Source organism: Mycobacterium sp. 1245499.0 (genome assembly GCF_001673615.1).
Classification (GTDB): domain Bacteria; phylum Actinomycetota; class Actinomycetes; order Mycobacteriales; family Mycobacteriaceae; genus Mycobacterium; species Mycobacterium europaeum_A.
The window spans coordinates 1-21,924 of the sequence record NZ_LZMG01000211.1; the positions used below are offsets into that span (position 1 = coordinate 1).

A 21,924-nucleotide genomic window follows, 5' to 3' on the forward strand; every position below is an offset into this window, starting at 1 on the left:
TCGTCGCGCATGGATTCGGCGGCGTCGGCCAGCGCGCCGACCAACTCCGCTTCCTGCCCGGGCAGCCGCAACACGTGCGCGGCCCCGACCTCGACGGCGGCCGCCCACGTCGCCGTGTCGGGTTCGGCCGGGGTCAGCACCGTCACGTAATCGCGACGCGGCAGCGCCCATCGCCCGCAGCGAGCGGCCGCCCCCGCGTCCAGCACGACGGCCGCGGCCGCGGCCCACGTCTTGCGGCTGACCGGAGACGCGTCGCCGGCGTGCACCACGCGAACGCCGGCGGCCGCGGCCACCCGATCCAACTCGGCGCGCCGGTCGGGGTCCGCCAGTACCGCCAACACTCCCGCCGAATCGGCCGCTCCGGAGACGCTGGTCATCCGACCACTGTGCGGGGCCGTGACCTTGGCACAACAGTCCCAAACGGGGATTTGTGGATAGAGACGCGAGTGTGCACAAACGCGTCGCGGGGCCATGCCGCCAGCGACGACGCACGCGCTTTCCCGCAACGCACGCAGCGCCGAGCGCGACGCCGCGAAGCGAGAAAACTGACCGTAGAAAAGGGACGACCCCCGCCAGGGGGGGAGGAGGCGAGGGTCGTCGTGCATCAGCCCCGGGGGGTCGGGCTGATACACCCTCGGCTCAAGGCCGAGTAATGCTTACTATACACATGACAAGCCGGAGTAACGCAAGAGATCATTTTCTGGAAAACCAGCTTGAGCCGCGTAAACACCGCTTCGCCCGCGTCCCGAACGCCCTGAGCGGCCATTTCCGGTGCGGGATGGCGGCCTTGCCGGACCACCGACCTATGCTGGTTCCGTGACCGTCTTCGACCCCACCGCGGAGCAGTCGGCCTCGGATCAATCGGCGTCAACCACCGCTTCTCATGCCCGCACGGCGGCCTTCTTCGACCTGGACAAGACGATCATCGCCAAGTCCAGCACCCTGGCGTTCAGCAAACCGTTTTTCAACCAGGGCCTGCTCAACCGCCGCGCCGTGCTCAAGTCGAGCTACGCGCAGTTCATCTATCTGCTCTCCGGTGCTGATCATGACCAGATGGATCGGATGCGCGCCCACATGACCAATATGTGCACCGGCTGGGACGTCGAACAGGTCAAGTCGATCGTCAATGAAACGCTGCACGACATCGTGACTCCGTTGGTCTTCGCCGAAGCCGCCGACCTGATCGCGGCCCACAAGTTGTGCGGGCGCGACGTCGTGGTGGTGTCGGCCTCCGGGGAAGAAATCGTCGCGCCCATCGCCCGCGCGCTCGGCGCCACCCACGCGATGGCGACCCGGATGGTCGTCGAGGACGGTCGGTACACCGGCGAGATCGCGTTCTACTGCTACGGCGAGGGCAAGGTCCAGGCGATCCGCGAGCTGGCCGCGCGCGAGGGCTACCCGCTAGAGCACTGCTACGCCTATTCCGACTCGATCACCGACCTGCCGATGCTCGAGGCCGTCGGCCATCCCAGCGTGGTCAATCCCGACCGCGGGTTGCGCAGGGAGGCCGTGGAGCGCGGTTGGCCGGTGATCTCGTTCTCCCGGCCGGTGTCGTTGCGTGACCGCATCCCCGCGCCCTCCGGTGCCGCTATCGCCACGACGGCCGCGGTGGGCATCAGCGCGCTGGCCGCCGGCGCGGTGACGTATTCGTTGTTGCGCCGCTACGCCTTTTAGCCCGTTTTAGCGACCCAGCAAACGGGCGCCTGGCGCCATGGGATTTCCTTCGCAATTGGGCCTTGCTGTGCTAGGGGTCTAGTAGTACAAAGGAACCACGGAAGCCCGGTAAGGCCAAGGTCGAGCCGGAAGAGAAGGTTCGTTCTCCCGACCCGGGCGCCCAGCACGGTGCTCGGCACCCACGCGGAGTCATAGCCGCGAAGATGGCAGAAGTGTTGCGGGCCTGCGAAATTGCGAAAATGCGGAAGGTATCGACGGCCCTTTGGGTGGGGTTGCAACCATAAGCGTCGCGAGATCGCCGAGGCCAACCCACGCAGCCCCGAGATGCACGCTTGGTAACCGAGCCCCGTGCTAGCGGGCGGCGGACCGAACATTCGGAACGTCGCCCGCTCTACCTTTTTGTGCCCGTTTTCCCGGCGTCGGCAACCGGTTCAGCTACTTGTTCGACATCGCGTCGGCGATCGACACCGCCTCCTGCGCACCGGCTTTCATCGCCCGGCAACACAGTACCAGCCACGCCCCCACCCCCTCGGGCGTGCCGTCGGCGAATCCTTGCGCGGCGTCGCGATACGCGGCGGGCTGACGCATCCAGCTGACCTCGGGCACGCCCAGCCCGTGCGGGTCCAGCCCGCTGGCGATGGTCACCAACCTCGACACCGCGCGGGCCACCACACCGTCGGAGCTGCCGAACGGCTTCAGCGTCAGCAGCTCGCCGTGGGCGACCGCGGCCAGCACCGGCGCCGGCACCTGGGTGCGCCCGTTCACCAACTCGGCCAACAACTCCAGTCGCGGCCCCACCCCGGCATCGGTGCGCGGGCGGCCCAGCCGCTCGTCGTCGACCTGCTCGGCCGCGGCCAGCACGTGCAGGCGGGCCAGCGCCTGCAGCGGCGCCCGCCGCCAGATGGCGACGACGGGCCCTTCGCCACCCTCGAGCGCCTGGGCCACCCGAAGCGCCCCCGCGAACACCGGGTCGCTGATCTGGCCCGCGTCGGCGAGGTCCTCCAGCCGGACCGGGCCGCCGTCCAACACCGACGACGCGCGCGCGGCCCGCAGCGCCGCCTCGGCGGCGGTCACCGGCCAACCGCGCAGGTTGGCGCGGTGCCGGTGGGCACGGCCCAACGCTTCGCGGGCGCGGTCACTGGCCTCGGCGACGCCGGGCAGGTCCATCAGGGGGGCCAGCGGATCTGCTGTCACAACCTCACAACCTATCCCCGCCGGATTCACCGCAGGCGCGGGATGGCGTCGAGCAACTGCTGGGTGTATTCGTGCTTGGGGTCGGTGAACAGTTCCTCGGTGGGCGCCTGCTCCACCACGCGGCCCGCCCGCATCACCAGGACGTCGTCGGCGATCTGCCGGATCACCGCCAGGTCATGGCTGATGAACAGATAGGCCAGCCCCAGTTCGGCCTGCAGCTCGGCCAGCAGGTCGAGTATCTGCGCCTGCACCAACACGTCGAGCGCCGACACCGCCTCGTCGCACACCAGCACGTCGGGCCGCAGCGCCAGCGCCCGGGCGATGGCCACCCGTTGCCGTTGGCCACCCGACAGCTCACGGGGCAACCGATCCAGCACCGACGACGGCAGCGCCACCTGGTCGACGAGGTCGTGCACCGCCTGGGCGCGCTGCCTGCGGTCACCGACGCGGTGGATGCGCAGCGGTTCCTCGATCGCGCGAAATACCGAGTACATGGGATCCAGGCTGCTGTAAGGGTTTTGAAACACCGGCTGCACGCGGCGGCGGAAGGCCAGCTGCCGATCCCGGGGCATCGCGTCGTCGATCCGGGTGCCGTCGAAATCGACGGTGCCCGAGGTGGATTGGAGCAGGCCCAGCACCATGCGGGCCAGCGTCGATTTCCCCGAGCCCGATTCACCGGCGATGGCCAACGTGCTCGCGCGGCGCAACCGAAACGACACCGCGTCGACCACACGGAATTCGCTGCGCCGCCACGGCGCCCCGTGTGACTCCCGGTAGACCTTGGTGAGATCCGAGGCGACGAGGATGTCCTCGGTCGGGGTGGCGGCCGGCCGGCTCCGGCGCGCCAGCGACGGGGCCGCCGCCACCAGCCGCCGGGTGTACTCGTGTTGCGGCGCGCGCAGAATCGACTGTGCGGCACCGGATTCCACCACGACCCCGCGGTGGACGACGACCACGTGCTCGGCCCGTTCGGCGGCCAGCGCCAGATCGTGGGTGATCAGCAGCAGCGCGGTACCGAGTTCGCCGGTGAGCCGTTGCAGATGGTCGAGGGCCTGGCGCTGCACCGTGACGTCGAGCGCGGACGTCGGCTCGTCGGCGATCAGCAGCCGTGGTCGGCCCGCCAGCCCGATCGCGATCAGCGCGCGTTGACACATGCCGCCGGACAGCTGATGCGGGTAGCGGGCCGCCTGCCGGGCCGGATCCGGCATGCCCGCCGCGGCGAGCAATTCCACCGCCCGCCCCCGCGTTTCCCGATCGCTCGTGTTGGCGCGCAGGGCTTCCCGGATCTGGAACCCGACCTTCCACACCGGGTTGAGGTTGGTCATCGGGTCTTGCGGGATATAGCCGATGTGCCGCCCCCTGATCGAGCGCAGCGCTCGGCGATCGGCGGTCGAGATGTCGACGCCGTCGAACATGATGCGCCCGCCCGTGATTCGGCCTCCCCACGGTAGCAGCCCGAGAATCGCGGCGGCGGTGGTGGATTTGCCCGATCCCGATTCGCCGACCACCGCGACGGTCTGGCGGGGCAGCACGCGCAGATCCACCCCGCACACCGCGGCGTGCTCACCGAAGCTGACCTCCAGGCCCTCGACCGACAGCAGCGGGGACGCCGCGCCGCTCACTTTGCGCCGCTCTCCCCCGCAAGCGGGAGGTGCCCCCGCCTCATCGCCGCGCTCTACATCGTCGCCGGCGGTCACGCCCGCCACGCCCTCGAGGCCGGATCGAGCGCGTCGCGCAGCGCGTCGCCCATCATCATGAATGCCAGCACGGTCATGGCCAGCGCGCCGGCGGGGTAGAACAGGATGGGTGAGCCGGCCCGCAGCCGGGTCTGAGCGAGGTTGATGTCGCCACCCCACGACACCACCGACGGCGGCAATCCGACCCCGAGGTAGGACAGCGTCGCCTCGGTGACGATGAACAGGCCCAGGGCAATCGTGGCCACCGCGATCACCGGCCCCAGCGCGTTGGGCAGCGCGTGCCGCAGCAGGATCTGAAACCTGCTCATTCCCAACGCTTTAGCGGCGAGCACGTAGTCGCTGCCCCGCACCGCGAGCACCGCACCGCGGGCGATCCTGGCCACCTGCGGCCAGCCGAACAACGCGAGGATGGCGATCACCGTCCACACCGTGCGGTGGTGCAACACCTGCATGAGGACGATGGCGGCCAGCAACAGCGGCAGGCCGAAGAAGACATCGGTGAGGCGGGAGACCACCGCGTCGATCCAGCCGCCGTAGAAACCGGCCAGCGCACCCAGCGCGCCGCCGACCACGAAGACCAGCAGCGTCGCGCCCAGCCCGACCGTCACCGAGGCGCGCGCCCCGTAGACGGTGCGTGCGTAGATGTCGTGGCCCTGCAGGTCGGTACCGAACCAGTGCGCGGCCGACGGGCTGCGCAGGCTTTGGCTCGGATCGGCGTAGCCGGGGTCGGCGTGAGTGAACAACGCGGGAAACAGCGCAACCGCAAGGATGAGGAGGATCAGCGCGGCGGCGATGACGAACTTCGGACGCCGGTGCAGTTTGCGCCAGGTCTCGCCCCAGAAGCCGGAGTGCTCAGCCATAGCGGATCCGAGGGTCCAGCGCCGCGTAGAGCAGGTCCACCATCAGATTGGTGATCAGATAGATGAGCACCAGCACGGTCACGATCGAGACCACCGTGGGAGCCTCCTGCCGGGTGACGGCTTGATAGAGCACGCCGCCGACGCCGTGGATGTTGAAGATGCCCTCGGTCACGATGGCGCCGCCCATCAGCGCCCCCAGGTCCGCGCCCAGGAAGGTCACCACCGGGATCAGCGAGTTGCGCAGGATGTGCACGGTCACCACCCGCGGCCGTGACAACCCCTTGGCGGTGGCGGTGCGCACATGGTCGGCGTGCGCGTTGGCGGCCACCGCGGATCGGGTCAACCGCACCACGTAGGCGAATGACACCGAGCCCAGCACGATTCCGGGTAGCAACAGCCGCGCGAAGGTCGCCCGCTCCCCGACCGTCACCGGCGCGATGCCCAACCGCACCCCGAACACGAACTGCGCCAGGAAGCCCAGCACGAAGATGGGGATCGCGATGATGACCAGACCGGTGATCAGCACGCCCGCGTCGAAGAGGCCGCCCTGGCGCAGCCCGGCGATCACCCCGAATCCGATGCCCAGCACCGCCTCGACGGCCAGGGCGATCACCGAGAGCCGCAGGGTGACCGGAAAGGCATGTGCGAGAACGTCTCTGACCGGAAGCCCGGAATAGGCGCGGCCCAGGTCGCCGTGCAGGACGCCGCCGAGGTAGCGCAGGTACTGCACGATGAACGGATCATCCAGGTGGTACCGGGCGCGCAGCGCCGCGGCCACGGCCGGCGTCAGCGGCCGGTCCCCCGCGATGGCGGCCAGCGGGTCGCCTGGCAGCAGGAACACCATGCCGTAGATCAGCAACGTGGCACCCAGGAAGACGGGCACGATGACGGCGATCCGACGTGCGATGTACCAGCCCATGTTCAAGCCTTGACGAGATTCTCGTAGTCGGGCAACCCGTTCCAGCTGACCTTGACGGCGCTGACCTGAGGCGACCATCCGAGCACGGCGATGTAATACCACAGCGGCACGGCGGGCATGTCGTGCAACAGGATTCGTTGCGCGACGTTGACCAGCGCGTCGGCCTGCCGCAGGTCGGCGGCCGCCTCGGCGGCGGCCAGGCCGGCGTCGAACTCGCGGCTGGAATAGCCGACGTCATTGGATCCCGCGCCGGTGGCGTACAGCGGGGCGAGGAACTCGATCATCGACGGGTAGTCACCGATCCAGCCGGCCCGGAACGCGGTGTCGATCGTGCGGTTGGTGATCTGGGTGCGGAATCCGGCGAAGGTGGGCTGCGGCGCGCCGACGGCGTCGATGCCCAGCACGTTCTTGATGCTGTTGGCCACCGCGTCAACCCACTCCTGATGGCCGCTGTCGGCGTTGTAGGCGATGGCGTAGCGCCCGCTCCACGGCGAGATCGCGTCGGCGTGGGCCCAGAGTTGGCGCGCCCGTTCGGGATTGAAGTCCAACGCGTCGCTGCCGGCGATGTTGGGATCGAATCCCGGCAGCGAGCTGGCGGTGAAGTCGCGGGCCGGACTGCGGGTGTTGTTGAAGATCTGCCGGCAGATCTGCGGGCGGTTGATGGCCGCCGACAACGCCAACCGGCGTAGCCGGCCTTCCTCACCGCCGAAGTGGGGCAACCGCAGTGGCGTGTCGAGCGATTGACTGACGGCGACGGGCCCGCTGGCGGAGTTGCCGCCCAGGTCGCGCTGATAGATCGTCAACGCGCTGGACGGAATGGTGTCCAGGACATCGAGGTTGCCGGAAAGCAGGTCGGCGTAGGCGGTGTCCAGGTTGGCGTAGAACTCGAACCTGAGCCCCTTGTTGCGTGGCTTGCGGTTGCCGTGGTAACCGGGGTTGGGCCGCAAGTCGATTCGGACGTTGTGCTCCCATGCGGGCCCGCCTGGACCGTCGGCGAGTTGGTAGGGGCCGTTGCCGATTGGGTGCTGCCCGAACGCGCCCATGTCCCGAAAGGCCTTCTGCGGCAAGGGATAGAACGCGCTGTGGCCCAGCCGCAACTTGAAGTCGATGGTGGGGACCTTAAGCCGGACGGTGAACTCCCGGTCGTTGAGCACCCGCAGGCCGGACATGGTGGTGGCCGCCGGTTTTCCGTCACCGGCCGGGCCGGCGAGGGCATCGAAGCCGTCGATCGGACTGAAGAAGCTTTGCTGCAGTTGGGCGTTGGTGCTCGACGCTCCATAGTTCCACGCGTCGACGAACGAATGGGCCGTCACCGGTGAGCCGTCGGTGAACGTCCAGCCGGGCTTGAGGACGATGCGGTAGTTGACGTTGTCGGTGGTGTCGACCGATTGGGCGACCTCCGGCGACGGGTTGCCGGCGGCGTCGTAGGACATCAGCCCGGCGAAGAGCCGATCGAGGATCCGGCCGCCCAGGCTGTCGTTGGTCCCGGTGGGGATCAGTGGGTTCGGCGGTTCCCCGCCATTGACCACCACCAGATCCGGGCTGAGCACGCCGCCACCGCATCCGGCCAGCGAGGCGACCACGAGCACCGCGACGACGACCGTGGCCAGCAAGGCCAACGCGGTCCGCATCGCACGCATGACACCCGACCCTAGGGCCTGAAGCCGTGCGGCGGTGAAGTGCCCGGGCCGGCCCGCACGACTTAAACTCGGGCGGTGACCGTCGCCTCCCTGGCCTCCGAGGGGGCCGCCTATGAGGCGGGCCGTCTGGTCGCGGCGCTCGGCATCCCCGCGATCGGTTTGCTCTGCCTGATCATCGGGCTGGTGACGCGCTCGCGCGGCCGCCGGCGGCCGCCGGCTTACCCGCAATACCCGCCGAGCTTCCCCGCCGGCCCCGGCTACCCCTACCCGCCGCCGGGTTACCCCGCGCCGCCCTATCCGGCTTATCCGGGCTACGCGCCGCGACCGCGGACGCCCAAGTCGGCCACCACCCTCATCACCATCGGCGCCGTGCTACTGGCGTTCGGGATCTTCGGGAACCTCGCCGTCACCGCCGCGAGGCTGGGTAAGTCGCACCGGGCCGACACGTCCCTGCGGGTTGGCGATTGCATCACCGAAAGCGACTATAAGGCACAGCGTTTCGATTCAACCCCGAGTCGCGGCTGCGCCGACCCGGCGGCGACCTATGAACTCGCCTTCAAGGGCGGCGCCTCGGACAGTTGCCCCGACGGCAAACGAGAACACTCCGTCTATGACCGCTTCACCACCGACACGAGGATCCTGTGTTTTGCCGTCAACCTGAAAGAGGGTCAGTGCTATTTGATGCTCAGTGATGGTGAAGCGATGACGATCAGGTTGGGCGACTGCGGCAGGTCGAACAGGGTGCAGGTCAGAGTGAGTCGGCGCATCGACGGCAGCACCGACAGAACCCAATGCGCGACGGACGAAAAGGGCGTCGGCTACCCCGTTCCCGCGCGGGTCTATTGCCTCGTCAGAGCCGATTGACCCCCGCTCAGACCGCGGTGATGGGATGCACCTGCAATTCGCAGGCGTCGATGGTGGCCGCCACCGTCAGCACCATTTCGGTGTCGGGCGGGTTGACGCGCAGGTCGGTGTAGGTGGGGCACGCGCCGCCACTGCCGTCCAGCGCCATCCCCTCAACGATGGCCTGCCCCTGCGCCGATATCGACAGCGGCACGGTCGGCGGGACGTCGGTGCCGGCCGGCAGCCCGCCCAAGTAGCCGCGCGGCGTGGGCCGCGCGTGAATCAGTGGGCCCCCCGCGCCCGAATCGACCCAGGCGTATCCGGTGAGCGTGCACGGTTCGGCGCCGCCGGCGAGGGTGAACAGCAGCGTCACCGCGCGATGACCCACCGCCCCTTCCGCCGGCGAGGCGGTCACGGCGACCTGCTCCGACCGGCACGGCGTGGCCTGGTCGCCGCTCTCCAGCGGCATGGCCGACGCGGGCCAACCCGGCACGGCGGCCACCGCGTAAATCGTTGCGGCCGTGGCAAAGCTGGCAAGTAGTCGGCGGCTGCCCCGCTCATGACCCGGCACAGGAGGTGATTATCCGGCACGGGCGCACTTTTGACCCCGGATTCGCGCGCACGGCTACCACTCGCACAGCTACGCCTCACCCGGCTAGGCTCGCACTCGGCCACCAGCGCACGGCCGCCGAACGGCGAAGTCTCGACTACAGGAGAGAACTTAGTGACCGCCACCAATTCCGCAGGCCCCTCGTCCTATCCGCCGCCGGCGCAGTTCGCCGAGCAGGCCAACGCGGGTGAGGAGCTGTACCGCGAAGCCGAGCAGGACCGGCTGGCGTTCTGGGCCAAGCAGGCCAATCGGCTGTCGTGGGAGACGCCGTTCACCGAGGTGCTGGACTGGTCGCAGGCGCCGTTCGCCAAGTGGTTCGCCGACGGCAAGCTCAACGTCGCCTACAACTGCGTGGACCGCCACGTCGAGGCCGGCCACGGGGATCGGGTCGCCATCCACTGGGAGGGCGAACCCGTCGGCGATCACCGCAGCCTGACCTACGCCGAACTGCACGCCGAGGTGTGCAAGGCCGCCAACGCGCTGACCGACCTCGGTCTGGTCGCCGGTGATCGGGTCGCGATCTACCTGCCGCTGATTCCCGAAGCGGTGATCGCGATGTTGGCCTGTGCGCGCCTGGGTTTGATGCACAGCGTGGTGTTCGCCGGCTTCACCGCCAAGGCGCTGGCGGCCCGCATCGCCGACGCTTCGGCCAAGCTGCTGATCACCAGCGACGGCCAGTTCCGCCGCGGCAAGCCGGCCCCGCTGAAAGACGCCGCCGACGAGGCCGTCGCGCCCGGTCCCGACGGGGACAGCCCCATCGAGCACGTACTTGTGGTGCGGCGCACCGGAATTGACGTGTCCTGGAACGACGACCGCGACCTGTGGTGGCACGACGTCGTCGACGCCGCATCCGCCGAGCACACCCCGGAGCCCTTCCACGCCGAGCAGCCCCTGTTCCTGCTGTACACCTCGGGAACCACCGGCAAACCCAAGGGCATCGTGCACACCAGCGGCGGCTACCTGACCCATGCCGCCTACACGCACTACTACGTCTTCGACATCAAGGCCGAGACCGACGTGTTCTGGTGCACCGCCGACATCGGCTGGGTCACCGGGCACACCTACGGCGTGTACGGTCCACTGGCCAACGGCGTCACCGAGGTCCTGTACGAGGGCACGCCCGACTCGCCCAGCCAGCACCGGCACTTCGAGATCATCGAAAAGTACGGTGTGACAATCTATTACACCGCGCCCACGCTGATTCGCACGTTCATGAAGTGGGGACGCGAGATCCCCGACGCGCACGACCTGTCCAGCCTGCGGCTGCTGGGTTCGGTCGGCGAACCGATAAATCCCGAAGCGTGGCGCTGGTATCGCAAGGTGATCGGCGCCGACCGCCTTCCCATCGTCGACACCTGGTGGCAGACCGAGACCGGCGCCACGATGATCTCCCCGCTGCCCGGAGTCGCTGCGGCCAAACCGGGTTCGGCGATGCGGGCGCTGCCGGGCATCTCGGCAAAGATCGTCGACGACCACGGCGAGCAACTGGTCCCGGGCATCCACCAGGGTGAGCACGTCACCGGCTACCTGGTGCTCGACCAGCCGTGGCCGTCCATGCTGCGCGGCATCTGGGGCGACCCCGACCGGTACGTCGAGACCTACTGGTCCCGGTTCGCCGAGCACGGCTGGTATTTCGCCGGTGACAGCGCCTATTACGACCGCGACGGCGCCATCTGGGTGGTGGGCCGCATCGACGACGTCATGAACGTCTCGGGGCACCGGCTGTCCACGGCCGAGGTGGAGTCGGCGCTGGTCGGCCACGCCTCGGTCGCCGAGGCGGCGGTGGTCGGGGCGACCGACGCGACCACCGGCCAGGCCATCTGCGCGTTCGTCGTCCTGCGCTCCGATTCCCAAGTGCACGACGGGATCGTCGACGAATTGCGCGTCGAGGTGGCCCGGGAGATCTCACCGATCGCCCGCCCGCGCGAGGTCCACGTCGTACCCGAGCTACCCAAGACGCGCAGCGGCAAGATCATGCGCAGGCTGCTGCGGGACATCGCCGAAAACCGCGAACTGGGCGACACCTCGACGCTGCTCGATCCCGGCGTGTTCGACGCGATCAGGGCGGCGAAGTAGCCGCCGCGGTTCAGCCCGGCAGCGGGCTGAACCCCGCGCCGGGCCGGTGTTTGGAGTTGATGTCGGCCAGGATCGCGTTGAACGACTGGACCACGGCCGGCGTGTGCAGCGGAATGTACTTGATGACGCAGGTCGGCAGGTTGTCGCTGAAGGCCCCGTGGATCATGCCGACCAGCTGATTGTTGACGGTGACCGGCGCACCGGAGTCGCCCGGTTGACCACAGACCTGCATGACGATGGTGCCCGGCGCCTGGCCCATGCCCCAGGTGACGCCGCACGAATTGCCGGTCGTGCGGCCCTGTTTGCAGGCGATCTCGCCGAAGGCGGGGTCCGGCCCGATGCCGCTGATCAAGAAGCCGTTGAAGTTGGCCACCGGCGTCACCTTGGCGGGGTCGAACTTGATCACCGCGTAGTCGAGGTTGTCGTTGCCGGCGACCATGGTGCCCAGCACGCCGGCGTTTTCCGCGCCCTCGGCGGTGACCTGGGCGCCCGGGCCGCCGCAATGCGCGGAGGTGAAACCGATCAGCTCGCCGGCGGCGTCGCCGCCGATCGTGGTCAGGGTGCACATGGTGTCGCCGTTGATGACGATGCCGGCCCCGCCGCCGATCGGAATCCGGACGTCAGCGGCGGCGGCGCGGACAGGCGAACCCAGCACAGCCGCGAGCAGGGCGACCATCGCCAGTAAGAAGCATCGGTGCGCCCTCCGCACGGCCCCACTCCCATCGGTCGGCCGGACATCGCGACCGGCTTGGCCGAGTCTAATCGGCAACCATGTGATGGTCGCTTTGCAAAGCGCGTCGCTCGCGCGGCGTCCCCGACCGCCTTCTGTGCGAAGCGAACTGGCCTCGGCACTCTCGAACCCCGCGCCGCAGTGCCCGGCCGGCCTCGTCTGGCTTCTCCTGTCCAGGCACCGCATGGCAACATGAACCGCGACGACAGCGAGCCGGGCAACGACGAAAGAGGACCGTCTGTGAGCAAAGCCGATGGCAAGAACGGTGTGCCCAGCACCCTGACCACCATTCCGTTGACCGACCCGCATGCCAAATCCGCCGAGCCGTCGATCGGTGACCTGATCAAAGACGCCACCACCCAGGTGTCCACGCTGGTGCGCGCCGAAGTCGAACTGGCGCGCGCCGAAATTACCCGGGACGTCAAAAAGGGGCTGACCGGGAGCGTCTTCTTCATCGCCGCGCTGGTGGTGCTGTTCTATTCCACCTTCTTTTTCTTCTTCTTCATCGCCGAGCTGCTCGACACCTGGCTGTGGCGCTGGGCGGCGTACCTCATCGTGTTCGGCGTGATGGTGGTGGTCGGCGCCCTGTTGGCGCTGCTGGGCTTCCTCAAGGTCCGCCGGATCCGTGGACCGCGCCAGACGATCGAATCGGTCAAGGAGACGCGCACCGCGCTCACCCCGGGCCACGACAAGGCCCCCGGCGGTGCCCGGCAGCTCCCCGAGTCGCAAGGCAAGCACGCGAAGCCCGCAAACGGCGCCGCCGCCGATCCATCGGGTTGGTAGATGGCGCCGCCCGATCCGTCGGTAACCCGCATCGACGGGCCGTGGCGCCATCACGATGTGCACGCCAACGGCATCCGCTTCCACGTCGTCGAGGCCTCAGGCGATGCCGACGCCCGGCCGGCGACGTCGCGCCCGCTGGTGATGCTGCTGCACGGTTTCGGATCGTTCTGGTGGTCGTGGCGTCATCAGCTGCGCGGACTGCGCGGGGCGCGGGTGGTGGCCGTCGACCTGCGGGGTTATGGGGGCAGCGATAAGCCGCCCCGCGGCTACGACGGCTGGACGATGGCCGGCGACGCGGCCGGACTCATCCGGGCGCTGGGCCACTCCTCGGCGACTTTGGTGGGCCACGCCGACGGCGGGCTGGGCTGCTGGGCCACCGCCCTGCTGCATCCGCGGCTGGTGTCGGCGATCGCGCTGATCAGTTCGCCGCACCCGGCGGCGTTGCGGCGATCGACGTTGACGCGACGCGACCAGGGTTACGCGCTGTTGCCGACGCTGCTGCAATACCAGATACCGTTGTGGCCCGAGCGCCTGTTGACCCGCGACGACGCCGCCGAGATCGAGCGCCTGGTCCGCAGCCGCAGCTGCGCCAAATGGCTTGCCTCCGAAGACTTTTCCGAAACAATCGGCCACCTGCGCACGGCCATCCAGATCCCGGGGGCCGCGCACAGCGCACTGGAATATCAGCGCTGGGCCGTCCGCAGCCAGCTGCGCGACGAGGGCCGGCGCTTCATGAGATCGATGAGCCAGCAGCTCAGCGTTCCGCTGTTACACCTGCGCGGCGACGCCGATCCCTACGTGCTGGCCGACCCGGTCGACCGAACGCAGCGCTACGCACCTCAGGGACGCTACGTATCCATCTCCGGCGCAGGGCATTTCAGCCACGAAGAGGCGCCCGAGGAAATCAACAGGCACCTGACGAAGTTCCTCGAACAGGTGCACCCGACCCGGGCGAGGTGAGCGCGGTGGCTCAGCCGACGCAGGACCCGGTGCCCACCAGCTGGGTATCGCCGACCCGGGCAAGCTGACTGGCCACCTCGTCGGCGGTAAGCACGAAGCCGGTGTCGGGGTCGTCGACCGCCGCGCCGAACACCACCCCGAGCACATGCCCGTCGAGATCGATCAGCGGCCCACCCGAATTACCTTGCTCCACACTGGCTCTGATCGTGTAGACGTCACGGGTGACCGGCGCCGGATCGCGGTAGATGTCGGGACCGCTCAGCTTGATCAGCTCGCGGATCCGGGCCGGTGTCGCGGTGAAGTTCCCACCACCTGGATACCCCAGGACCACGACGCTGGCGCCGGTCTTCGCGTCGCCCTGGGCGAAAGTCAACGGCGGCGGGGGCAGGTTGGGAACGGACAGGATCGCGATGTCGACCGCCGGATCGTAGGACACCACCGTGGCGTCCAGCGGATTGCCGCTGGCGTAGATCTGAACGCTGTTGGAACCGGCCACCACGTGCGCGTTGGTCATCACCCGGTCGGGCGCGATGACAAAACCACTGCCCTCCAACACTTTCTGGCAGCTGGGGGCCAGGCTGCGCACCTTGACCACGCTGGGCGCGGTGGCCTGCACCACCGGGTTGCCGGCTAGCTCGGGATCGGGCGAGGCGACCGGGATGACGGGGGTGCGGCTGAACGGCTCCAGCACCGCGGGCAGACCGGAGGTGTTCAGCAGCGCCGAAAGCCGCTTGGGCACCGTCTTGAGCCAGGGCGGCGCTACGTCGTTGACCTGAGCCAACACTCGCGAGCCGCGGACCGCCGCGGCCAGTTCCGGCTGGTCTTTGGACTGGGTCAACGGCGTGGCCAGCAACCACGCCGCGGTCAACACCACGACCAGTTGGACCGCCACCCCGATGACCGAGTCGACCGTTCGGATGGAACGGCTGCGGATCGCGCCCCGGACGGCGCGTCCCAGCACCACACCGGCGACCTCACCGATGACCACCAGCGCGAGGATCAAGAACAGTGCGGCAAACAATTTCGCGCGCGGGGCGGCGATGTGGCTGACCAGATGCGGCGCCAGCAGCACCCCCGCGATGGCGCCCAGCAACACCCCCACGAATGACAGCAACGAGCCCAACGCGCCCGACCGCCAGCCCGAGACCGCCGCGATGAACGCAACCGCCAGCACGGCGACATCCAGCCACTGCGACGGGGTCATCGAATTCACCGCGTCCCGCCCCCCTCGCCGACCAACGCCATCGCGGCGTCCAACTCCCGCTCGTCGGTGGTGTCCCACGGCTGGGCCCAGCCCGCGACGTCGAGCAGCGCAGAAATCACCTGGCCAGTGAATCCCCAGACCAGCATCTCGTTGAGCAGAAAGGCCGGGCCGGCCCACCGGCGGCCGAGATCGCCGCGGTACACCATCAGCCGGTTTTCCGGGTTGACGAAGGCGCGCAACGGAACTCGCGCCACGATCGCCGTTTCGGCCTCGTTGACGACGGCCACCGGACCGGGATCCGGCGAATAGGCCAGCACCGGGACGACGTGGAACTGCGACGGCGCGATGAACATCTTCTCCATCGTCGCCAGGGGATAGAGCCGGCTGACGTCGATCCCCGTTTCCTCGCGGGCCTCGCGCAGCGCGGTGTCCACCGGGCCGTCGTCGGTGGGATCGGAGGCGCCGCCGGGAAACGCCGCCTGGCCGGCGTGGTGGCGCAGGGTCGAGGCCCGCACGGTGACCAACAGGTCGGCGTCGTCGGGGAAACCACCATCGGGCGGGCCGGATTCCGAACCGGAGAACAACACCAGCACTGCGGCTTCCCGGCCGCCGCCGCGCAGGGCCGTCACCGCGGACGCGGCCTTGCTGGTGATCATCGCCAGCACATCGGCCGGCAGTCGGCGCCGGGCCGCATCGGGAACGTCATCGACATGGTCGAGCAGCGGACGCAGCCAGGACGGGCAGGCGTCAGGCCGCAACGGAACGGCCCCGCGCGCCGGGGCGGGGTCCCCATTCCGCAGGGGCGAACCCCCAGCACTCACGGCCCCTCCAGTCGGTTCAATTTTTCCGCTTATCCCCTGTCTTTGCCGATCGCGGCCGCGATCTCATCGGCAGTGGTGAAAGCTCGTGGCAGCGTCTGGGCAACGCTACCGTCCGGCCGCAGGACCACGGTCGCGGGCATCACATTAACCACCCGCAGCGCGGCCGCGACCCGGCGACGACCGTCCTGCAGGGTCGGCAGGCGCACCCCGAGCTCGGCCAGCCGCAGCAGGGCGGCCGTCTCGTTCTCGTCTTGATGCACCGTCACCACCGTCACGTCCGAACCGGCCCGACGTTGATACTCGGCCATCGCGGGCAGTTCGGCGGCGCACGGCGCGCACCAATACGCCCACAAGTTGAGGACCACCCGGCGTCCGGCCACCGCGCGGCCGACGTCGACAACCGAACCGTCGGCGGCGCACTCCGCCGTCACGCCGCGCAGCGCCTCGGGGCCGGGACCGTTTCCCGCGCCGGGGCACGGCGGCAGGTTGGCGCGCTGCCGCGGCCCCGCCAACGCGGCGGGCGTATCGGCGTCGCGGTGTTCCCGGTCGGCCACCGGCCGGTTGCCCGCGGGCGTGGCAGTCCTGTCGGAGTCGTCGCGCAGCTGGGCGACCAGCGCCGCGATCAGCGCCACCACCACCGCCAGGATCGCGATGTGCCAGCGGGCCCTGCGGGTCAGCGTCGGCCTCCAGGTAGGCATTGCGTCCCTGCGCGTCGGTCGCGGACCGGCTTACAGCCCGGCCAGGGCGAGCAGGTGCTCGGTTTCCGGCCCCTTCACCAGCGGCGCGGCCAGCGCCGCCTCGGTGGGCCCCAGGCCGAAGGACGGGCAGTCTTTGGCGATCAGGCAGACGCCGCACGCCGGTTTGCGCGCGTGACACACCCGGCGGCCGTGAAAGATCACCCGGTGGCTCAGCATGGTCCACTCACCGCGTTCGATGAGCTCGCCCACGGCGTGCTCGATTTTGACCGGGTCCTTGTCGGCGGTCCAGCGCCACCTGTGCACCAGCCGCGCGAAATGGGTGTCGACGGTGATGCCGGGGATCCCGAAGGCGTTGCCCAGGATGACGTTGGCGGTCTTGCGTCCCACCCCCGGCAGCGTGACCAGTTCCGCCATGGTCGACGGCACCTCGCCGTCGAAGCGTTCGACCAGGGCCTGCCCCAAACCGATCAACGAGGAGGCCTTGTTGCGAAAGAAACCGGTCGGGCGGATCAGGTTCTCCAGTTCGGCACGGTCGGCTTGCGCGTAGTCCAGCGCCGAGCGGTACCGCTTGAACAGCGCCGGAGTGGTCAGGTTGACCCGCTTGTCCGTGCTCTGCGCCGACAGGATGGTGGCGACGGTCAGCTCCAGCGGCGTCGTGAAATCCAGCTCGCAGTGCGCATCCGGAAACGCTTGCGCCAGAGCACGATTCATCCGTCGCGCCCTTCGCACCAGGCCCACCCGGGTCTCCTGCGACCACCGTCGCGCATCGGCGGCGCCGGACGGGGCCGGAGCCGATTTCGAACGCCCGGACGACTTCGCCGCTGTCACCTACGACAGAGTACTGATTTCGTGATCTGGCCGAGACCCCGTGTTGATTCAAGGCCATGTTTACTCTTCGTGTGTCGTGGTTGCTGGTGGCCGGCGTTCCGGTGCTGCTGATGCTGGCGGCGCTCGGTCTTGGGCGGCTCGAATCGGAGCTCGCCCCCCACGCCACGGCGGTGGCCGACGTCGACGAATTCCTCGAGCTTGCCGGCGGAGTGGACATGCACACGCTGGCGTCCGAAGGCATGCCGGAGGCGTTGGAATACCTGCATCGGCGCGAGCTCGCGCAGCTGCCCACGGCCCCGACGAGCGGGCGCACCGGCGGTCCGCGTCACGCCGCGCCGTCGTTCGCCGTCGGCTTCGTCGATCGCGACGAGATGACATTACCGACGCGGATACACGGCCATTCGCACGTCAATCCGCAGTTTAGGGCACCTCGACACGCCAATCGTGTGTAGCGTTGGCACGTTGGACACAACGGCGTACCTCTAGACTCGTCACGCGAGCAAGGGGTTAGCCTGCCCGTATCACATTAATTTTCTGGGAAAGTTGAAGAGGCAACGTGGACGAGATCCTGGCAAGGGCAGGAATCTTCCAAGGGGTTGAACCCGGCGCAGTCACAGCACTGACCAAGCAGCTGCAACCCGTCGACTTCCCCCGCGGACACACGGTCTTCGCCGAGGGGGAACCCGGTGATCGGCTGTACATCATCGTCTCGGGGAAGGTGAAGATCGGTCGCCGTTCCCCCGATGGACGCGAGAACCTGCTGACGATCATGGGCCCGTCGGACATGTTCGGCGAATTGTCGATCTTCGACCCGGGGCCTCGAACGTCCAGCGCCACCACCATCACCGAGGTGCGGGCGGTGTCGATGGACCGTGACGCGCTGCGGGCGTGGATCGCCGACCGCCCCGAGATCGCCGAACAGCTGCTGCGGGTGCTGGCCCGACGCCTGCGCCGCACCAACAACAACCTGGCTGACCTCATCTTCACCGACGTGCCCGGCCGGGTGGCCAAGCAACTGCTGCAGCTCGCCCAGCGGTTTGGCACCCAGGAGGGTGGCGCGATGCGGGTCACCCACGACCTGACGCAGGAAGAGATCGCGCAGCTGGTGGGGGCGTCCCGCGAGACGGTGAACAAGGCGCTGGCCGACTTCGCCCACCGCGGCTGGATCCGCCTGGAGGGCAAGAGCGTGCTGATCTCGGACTCTGAACGGCTCGCGCGCCGAGCCCGCTAATCCGCGCGGCGCTTCACCGTTCCCCGCCTCACCAGCCCATGGGCACCGTTTGGGCACCATGCGGTGACTTCACAACGTGTTAGCGCCGGCGCTATCGCATTTCAGAAGAACTGTGCGCTCCCAGAGCCGGAACCGATGGGGCGGTAGTGACTGGCGGGGACGCCCTACGCCGACGACTCGGCGCGCAGGAAATTGAGCTGCACCTGCACCGACCATTCGGCGGCATCCCAGAGCTTCTCGTCGACATCGACATAGACGTGTTCGACGATGCGGCGGGCGCTGGCGTCCTCCCCCAGCTCCCGCAACGCAGAACGCACCTGATCGAGGCGCTCCCGCCGGTGCGCAAGATAGCCCTCGGCGACGCTCGCCAGGTCGGTCAGCTCGGGGCCGTGTCCGGGCAGTACTCCCCGTCGGCCCAGGCCGCGCAGGCGCCGCAGGGATTCCAGGTAGTCCGTCAGGCTGCCGTCCTCCTTGTCGAGGACGGCGGTCCCGCGGCCCAGCACGGTATCGGCGGTCAGCACGGCATCATCGAGCAGGAACGACAGCGAATCGGCGGTGTGGCCGGGCGTCGCCATGACCTTGATCTTGAGGCCGGCGGCGTCGATCACCTCGCCGTCGGTCAGCTCGCCGCCCAGGCCGCGCAGAAAACCGCTCCCCGCCGAGCGCACGGTCGCGCCGGTCAGCTCGACCAGCTTGTCGATGCCGTCGGTGTGATCGCTGTGCCGGTGGCTGATCAGGACCAGGGCGATACGGCCCAGCGCGGCGACCCGCGCGATGTGGTCGTCGTCGTCGGGTCCGGGATCCACGATGACCAGTTCGTCGCTGCGCGGGCCGCGCAACACCCAGGTGTTGGTGCCCTCGAGCGTCAGCAGACCGGGGTTGTCGGCCAGCAGGACCGACGCGGTGTCGGTGACCGCCCGCAGCTTGGCGTACGCGGGGTGGGTCAGCGACTCGGCGGCCTCGGTCACGGGCGTCAGCCGACCTCGACGATCAGCTCCACTTCCACCGGCGCATCCAGTGGCAGCTCGGAGACGCCGACCGCCGACCGCGCGTGCGCGCCATGCTCGCCGAACACCTCGCCGAGCAGTTCGGAGGCCCCGTTGATGACGCCGGGCTGGCCGTTGAACCCCGGGGCCGACGCCACGAACCCGACGACTTTCACCACCCGGGTCACCGCGTCGATGCCCACCAGCGAGTTGACGGCCGCCAGCGCATTGAGCGCGCAGATCCGCGCCAGCGCCTTGCCGTCGTCGGGGCTGACGTCGGCGCCGACCTTGCCGGTTCCCAACAGCTTTCCGGTCTGCATCGGCAACTGGCCGGAGGTGTAGATCAGGTTGCCGGTGCGCACCGCCGGGACGTAGGCGGCCAGCGGCGCGACCACCTCCGGAAGCTCGAGGCCGAGCTCCCCGAGCCGGGCCTTCCAGGAAGGCTGAGCGCTCATCGAGAAAGGCCTTACTTGGGGCGCTTCAGGTACGCGACGTGCTGCTCGCCGGTCGGCCCTTGCAGCACGGACACCAACTCCCAGCCGTCGGCACCCCACTGGTCGAGGATCTGTTTGGTGGCGTGCGTCAGCAGCGGGACCGTGACGTACTCCCATGCGGTCGGTTGGCTCATGCCGCGAGCTTATCGGGTCGGGCTAGCATGCGAAGGTGGCAACCACATCGAGCGGCGGAGCTGCCGTCGGCTGGCCTGCGCGCTTGACGAAGGCCCGTTTACATTTCGTGACCGGCAAAGGCGGTACGGGCAAGTCGACCATCGCGGCGGCGCTGGCACTGACGCTGGCCGCCGGGGGCCGCAAGGTTTTGCTCGTGGAAGTCGAAGGCCGCCAAGGGATTGCGCAACTCTTCGACGTCCCGCCGCTGCCATACCAAGAAGTGAAGATCGCGACCGCCGAACGCGGCGGTCAGGTCAACGCCCTGGCGATCGACATCGAGGCCGCCTTCCTGGAATACCTCGACATGTTCTACAACCTGGGCATTGCGGGTCGCGCGATGCGCCGCATCGGCGCGATCGAGTTCGCGACGACGATCGCGCCCGGCCTGCGTGACGTGCTGCTGACCGGCAAGATCAAGGAGACGGTGATCCGCGTCGACAAGAACCGGCTGCCGGTTTATGACGCGATCGTGGTCGACGCCCCGCCGACCGGACGGATCGCGCGTTTCCTGGACGTCACCAAAGCCGTGTCCGATCTGGCCAAGGGCGGCCCGGTGCATTCGCAGGCCGACGGCGTGGTGAGGTTGCTGCACTCCGAGCAGACGGCCATTCACTTAGTCACCCTGTTGGAGGCGTTGCCGGTCCAGGAAACGCTGGAAGCCATCGAGGAGCTCGCCGAGATGCAGCTGCCGATCGGCAGCGTGATCGTGAACCGCAACATTCCGTCTTATCTGCAGCCTGCCGACCTGGCGAAGGCCGCCGAGGGTGACGTCGATGCGGACTCGGTGCGGGCCGGATTGGAAAAGTCCGGAATCAGCTTGAACGACAAGGACTTCGCCGGTCTGCTGACCGAGACCATCGAGCACGCGACGGTCGTCGCGACCCGCGCCGAGATCGCACAACAGCTCGAGGCGCTGAAGGTGGCGCGACTGGAACTACCGGCCATCTCCGACGGGGTCGACCTCGGTAGCCTCTACGAGCTGTCGGAATCACTTGCGCAGCAGGGGGTTCGATGAGCACCACGCCCAAACAGCTTGACATGGCCGCCATCCTGGCCGACACCACCAACCGTGTGGTGGTGTGCTGCGGCGCCGGCGGGGTGGGCAAGACCACCACCGCGGCCGCGATCGCGCTGCGCGCCGCCGAATACGGGCGCAACGTCTGCGTTTTGACGATCGATCCGGCCAGGCGGCTGGCCCAGGCGCTGGGGGTCAGCGACCTCGGCAACACGCCGCAACGCGTCCCGCTGGCGGCGGAGGTTCCCGGCGAGCTGCACGCGATGATGCTCGACATGCGCCGTACCTTCGACGAGATGGTGGTCCAGTACTCGGGACCCGGTCGTGCGCAGGCGATTCTGGACAACCAGTTCTATCAGACCGTCGCCAGTTCGCTTGCCGGCACGCAGGAGTACATGGCGATGGAGAAGCTGGGCCAGCTGCTGGCCGAGGATCGCTGGGATTTGGTGGTCGTGGATACGCCGCCGTCGCGCAACGCCCTGGACTT

The 21,924-nt window shown here is 68.7% G+C and carries 23 protein-coding genes and 1 pseudogene; 9 read left to right on the forward strand and 15 right to left on the reverse strand.

Going from position 1 to position 21,924, the window contains the following annotated elements:
- Positions 1-377 (reverse strand): annotated as a pseudogene (locus A5646_RS11930) (helicase); the annotation flags it as partial.
- A 439-nt stretch (positions 378-816) separates the two neighbouring features.
- Here A5646_RS11930 and A5646_RS11935 point away from each other — a divergent pair.
- The gene (locus tag A5646_RS11935) at positions 817-1,674 is read left to right on the forward strand and encodes an HAD-IB family hydrolase (protein WP_066867610.1); all 858 of its coding nucleotides are present in this window, start codon (positions 817-819) and stop codon (positions 1,672-1,674) included.
- Positions 1,675-2,109: 435 nt separating this feature from the next.
- Here the strand turns inward: A5646_RS11935 and A5646_RS11940 are convergent, their stop codons facing one another.
- From A5646_RS11940 to A5646_RS11960, 5 genes are all read right to left on the reverse strand, one after another.
- Positions 2,110-2,868, reverse strand: coding sequence for an oxidoreductase (locus A5646_RS11940; RefSeq protein ID WP_066867614.1), 759 nt, complete (start codon positions 2,866-2,868; stop codon positions 2,110-2,112).
- Positions 2,869-2,894: 26 nt separating this feature from the next.
- A complete protein-coding gene (locus A5646_RS11945; RefSeq protein ID WP_067021859.1) occupies positions 2,895-4,490 on the reverse strand; it encodes an ABC transporter ATP-binding protein in 1,596 nt (531 codons plus the stop codon).
- Positions 4,491-4,561: 71 nt separating this feature from the next.
- Positions 4,562-5,425: an ABC transporter permease gene (locus A5646_RS11950; RefSeq protein WP_066867621.1), complete on the reverse strand. Its 864-nt coding sequence runs from the start codon at positions 5,423-5,425 to the stop codon at positions 4,562-4,564.
- Positions 5,418-6,344: an ABC transporter permease gene (locus A5646_RS11955; protein WP_066867624.1), complete on the reverse strand. Its 927-nt coding sequence runs from the start codon at positions 6,342-6,344 to the stop codon at positions 5,418-5,420. Before A5646_RS11955 ends, A5646_RS11950 begins: the two co-directional genes overlap by 8 nt.
- 2 nt (positions 6,345-6,346) lie before the next feature.
- Positions 6,347-7,975 carry an ABC transporter substrate-binding protein gene (locus tag A5646_RS11960; RefSeq protein WP_197505175.1) on the reverse strand — a complete coding sequence of 543 codons (1,629 nt, stop codon included), beginning with the start codon at positions 7,973-7,975 and terminating at the stop codon, positions 6,347-6,349.
- Between the two features lie 84 nt (positions 7,976-8,059).
- Here A5646_RS11960 and A5646_RS11965 point away from each other — a divergent pair, with 84 nt between their 5' ends.
- Entirely contained in the window at positions 8,060-8,848 is a 789-nt protein-coding gene (locus A5646_RS11965; protein WP_066867629.1) for a hypothetical protein, read from the forward strand.
- 7 nt (positions 8,849-8,855) lie between these two features.
- Here the strand turns inward: A5646_RS11965 and A5646_RS11970 are convergent, their stop codons facing one another.
- Positions 8,856-9,398 (reverse strand): DUF4232 domain-containing protein, encoded by a 543-nt coding sequence (locus tag A5646_RS11970; protein WP_197499528.1) that lies wholly within the window; start codon positions 9,396-9,398, stop codon positions 8,856-8,858.
- Positions 9,399-9,551: 153 nt separating this feature from the next.
- Here A5646_RS11970 and acs point away from each other — a divergent pair, with 153 nt between their 5' ends.
- On the forward strand, positions 9,552-11,513 hold the full coding sequence (gene acs / locus A5646_RS11975; protein ID WP_067021850.1) for an acetate--CoA ligase: 1,962 nt from the start codon (positions 9,552-9,554) through the stop codon (positions 11,511-11,513).
- 10 nt (positions 11,514-11,523) lie between these two features.
- Here the strand turns inward: acs and A5646_RS11980 are convergent, their stop codons facing one another.
- Positions 11,524-12,222 carry a serine protease gene (locus A5646_RS11980; RefSeq protein WP_156749396.1) on the reverse strand — a complete coding sequence of 233 codons (699 nt, stop codon included), beginning with the start codon at positions 12,220-12,222 and terminating at the stop codon, positions 11,524-11,526.
- A 261-nt stretch (positions 12,223-12,483) separates the two neighbouring features.
- On the opposite strand from A5646_RS11980, the gene A5646_RS11985 reads away from it, so the two are divergent.
- Complete coding sequence (locus tag A5646_RS11985) at positions 12,484-13,026, forward strand: phage holin family protein (RefSeq protein WP_066878111.1); 543 nt, start codon at positions 12,484-12,486, stop codon at positions 13,024-13,026.
- A complete protein-coding gene (locus tag A5646_RS11990) occupies positions 13,027-13,986 on the forward strand; it encodes an alpha/beta fold hydrolase (RefSeq protein ID WP_066878089.1) in 960 nt (319 codons plus the stop codon).
- Between the two features lie 10 nt (positions 13,987-13,996).
- Here A5646_RS11990 and marP read toward each other — a convergent pair whose 3' ends face one another.
- Genes marP through nth form a run of 4 tightly spaced genes read right to left on the reverse strand, consistent with a single transcriptional unit; the run spans position 13,997 to position 17,420 of the window.
- Positions 13,997-15,190 (reverse strand): acid resistance serine protease MarP, encoded by a 1,194-nt coding sequence (marP, locus tag A5646_RS11995; protein WP_066867749.1) that lies wholly within the window; start codon positions 15,188-15,190, stop codon positions 13,997-13,999.
- Positions 15,191-15,195: 5 nt separating this feature from the next.
- Positions 15,196-16,011, reverse strand: coding sequence for a CoA pyrophosphatase (locus tag A5646_RS12000; protein WP_067021852.1), 816 nt, complete (start codon positions 16,009-16,011; stop codon positions 15,196-15,198).
- Between the two features lie 29 nt (positions 16,012-16,040).
- Entirely contained in the window at positions 16,041-16,709 is a 669-nt protein-coding gene (locus A5646_RS12005) for a TlpA disulfide reductase family protein (RefSeq protein ID WP_066867639.1), read from the reverse strand.
- Between the two features lie 30 nt (positions 16,710-16,739).
- Positions 16,740-17,420 carry an endonuclease III gene (gene nth / locus A5646_RS12010; RefSeq protein WP_066867642.1) on the reverse strand — a complete coding sequence of 227 codons (681 nt, stop codon included), beginning with the start codon at positions 17,418-17,420 and terminating at the stop codon, positions 16,740-16,742.
- Between the two features lie 173 nt (positions 17,421-17,593).
- Here nth and A5646_RS12015 point away from each other — a divergent pair, with 173 nt between their 5' ends.
- On the forward strand, positions 17,594-17,989 hold the full coding sequence (locus A5646_RS12015; RefSeq protein ID WP_231997961.1) for a hypothetical protein: 396 nt from the start codon (positions 17,594-17,596) through the stop codon (positions 17,987-17,989).
- Between the two features lie 104 nt (positions 17,990-18,093).
- Entirely contained in the window at positions 18,094-18,768 is a 675-nt protein-coding gene (crp, locus tag A5646_RS12020) for a cAMP-activated global transcriptional regulator CRP (protein ID WP_036465140.1), read from the forward strand.
- Positions 18,769-18,932: 164 nt separating this feature from the next.
- On the opposite strand, the gene A5646_RS12025 is transcribed toward crp, so the two are convergent.
- From A5646_RS12025 to A5646_RS28945, 3 genes are read right to left on the reverse strand one after another with little or no spacing between them, the layout of a single operon-like run.
- On the reverse strand, positions 18,933-19,736 hold the full coding sequence (locus tag A5646_RS12025; protein ID WP_067021855.1) for an MBL fold metallo-hydrolase: 804 nt from the start codon (positions 19,734-19,736) through the stop codon (positions 18,933-18,935).
- A gap of 5 nt (positions 19,737-19,741) precedes the next feature.
- Positions 19,742-20,209: a RidA family protein gene (locus tag A5646_RS12030; protein WP_067021857.1), complete on the reverse strand. Its 468-nt coding sequence runs from the start codon at positions 20,207-20,209 to the stop codon at positions 19,742-19,744.
- A gap of 11 nt (positions 20,210-20,220) precedes the next feature.
- Entirely contained in the window at positions 20,221-20,382 is a 162-nt protein-coding gene (locus tag A5646_RS28945; protein ID WP_007772224.1) for a DUF4177 domain-containing protein, read from the reverse strand.
- A gap of 35 nt (positions 20,383-20,417) precedes the next feature.
- Between A5646_RS28945 and A5646_RS12035 the strand changes: the two genes are divergently transcribed.
- Positions 20,418-21,437 carry an ArsA-related P-loop ATPase gene (locus A5646_RS12035; protein ID WP_066867654.1) on the forward strand — a complete coding sequence of 340 codons (1,020 nt, stop codon included), beginning with the start codon at positions 20,418-20,420 and terminating at the stop codon, positions 21,435-21,437.
- A partial coding sequence (locus tag A5646_RS12040; RefSeq protein ID WP_156749303.1) for an ArsA-related P-loop ATPase occupies positions 21,434-21,924 on the forward strand: 491 nt, incomplete at its 3' end. The genes A5646_RS12035 and A5646_RS12040, both read left to right, overlap by 4 nt.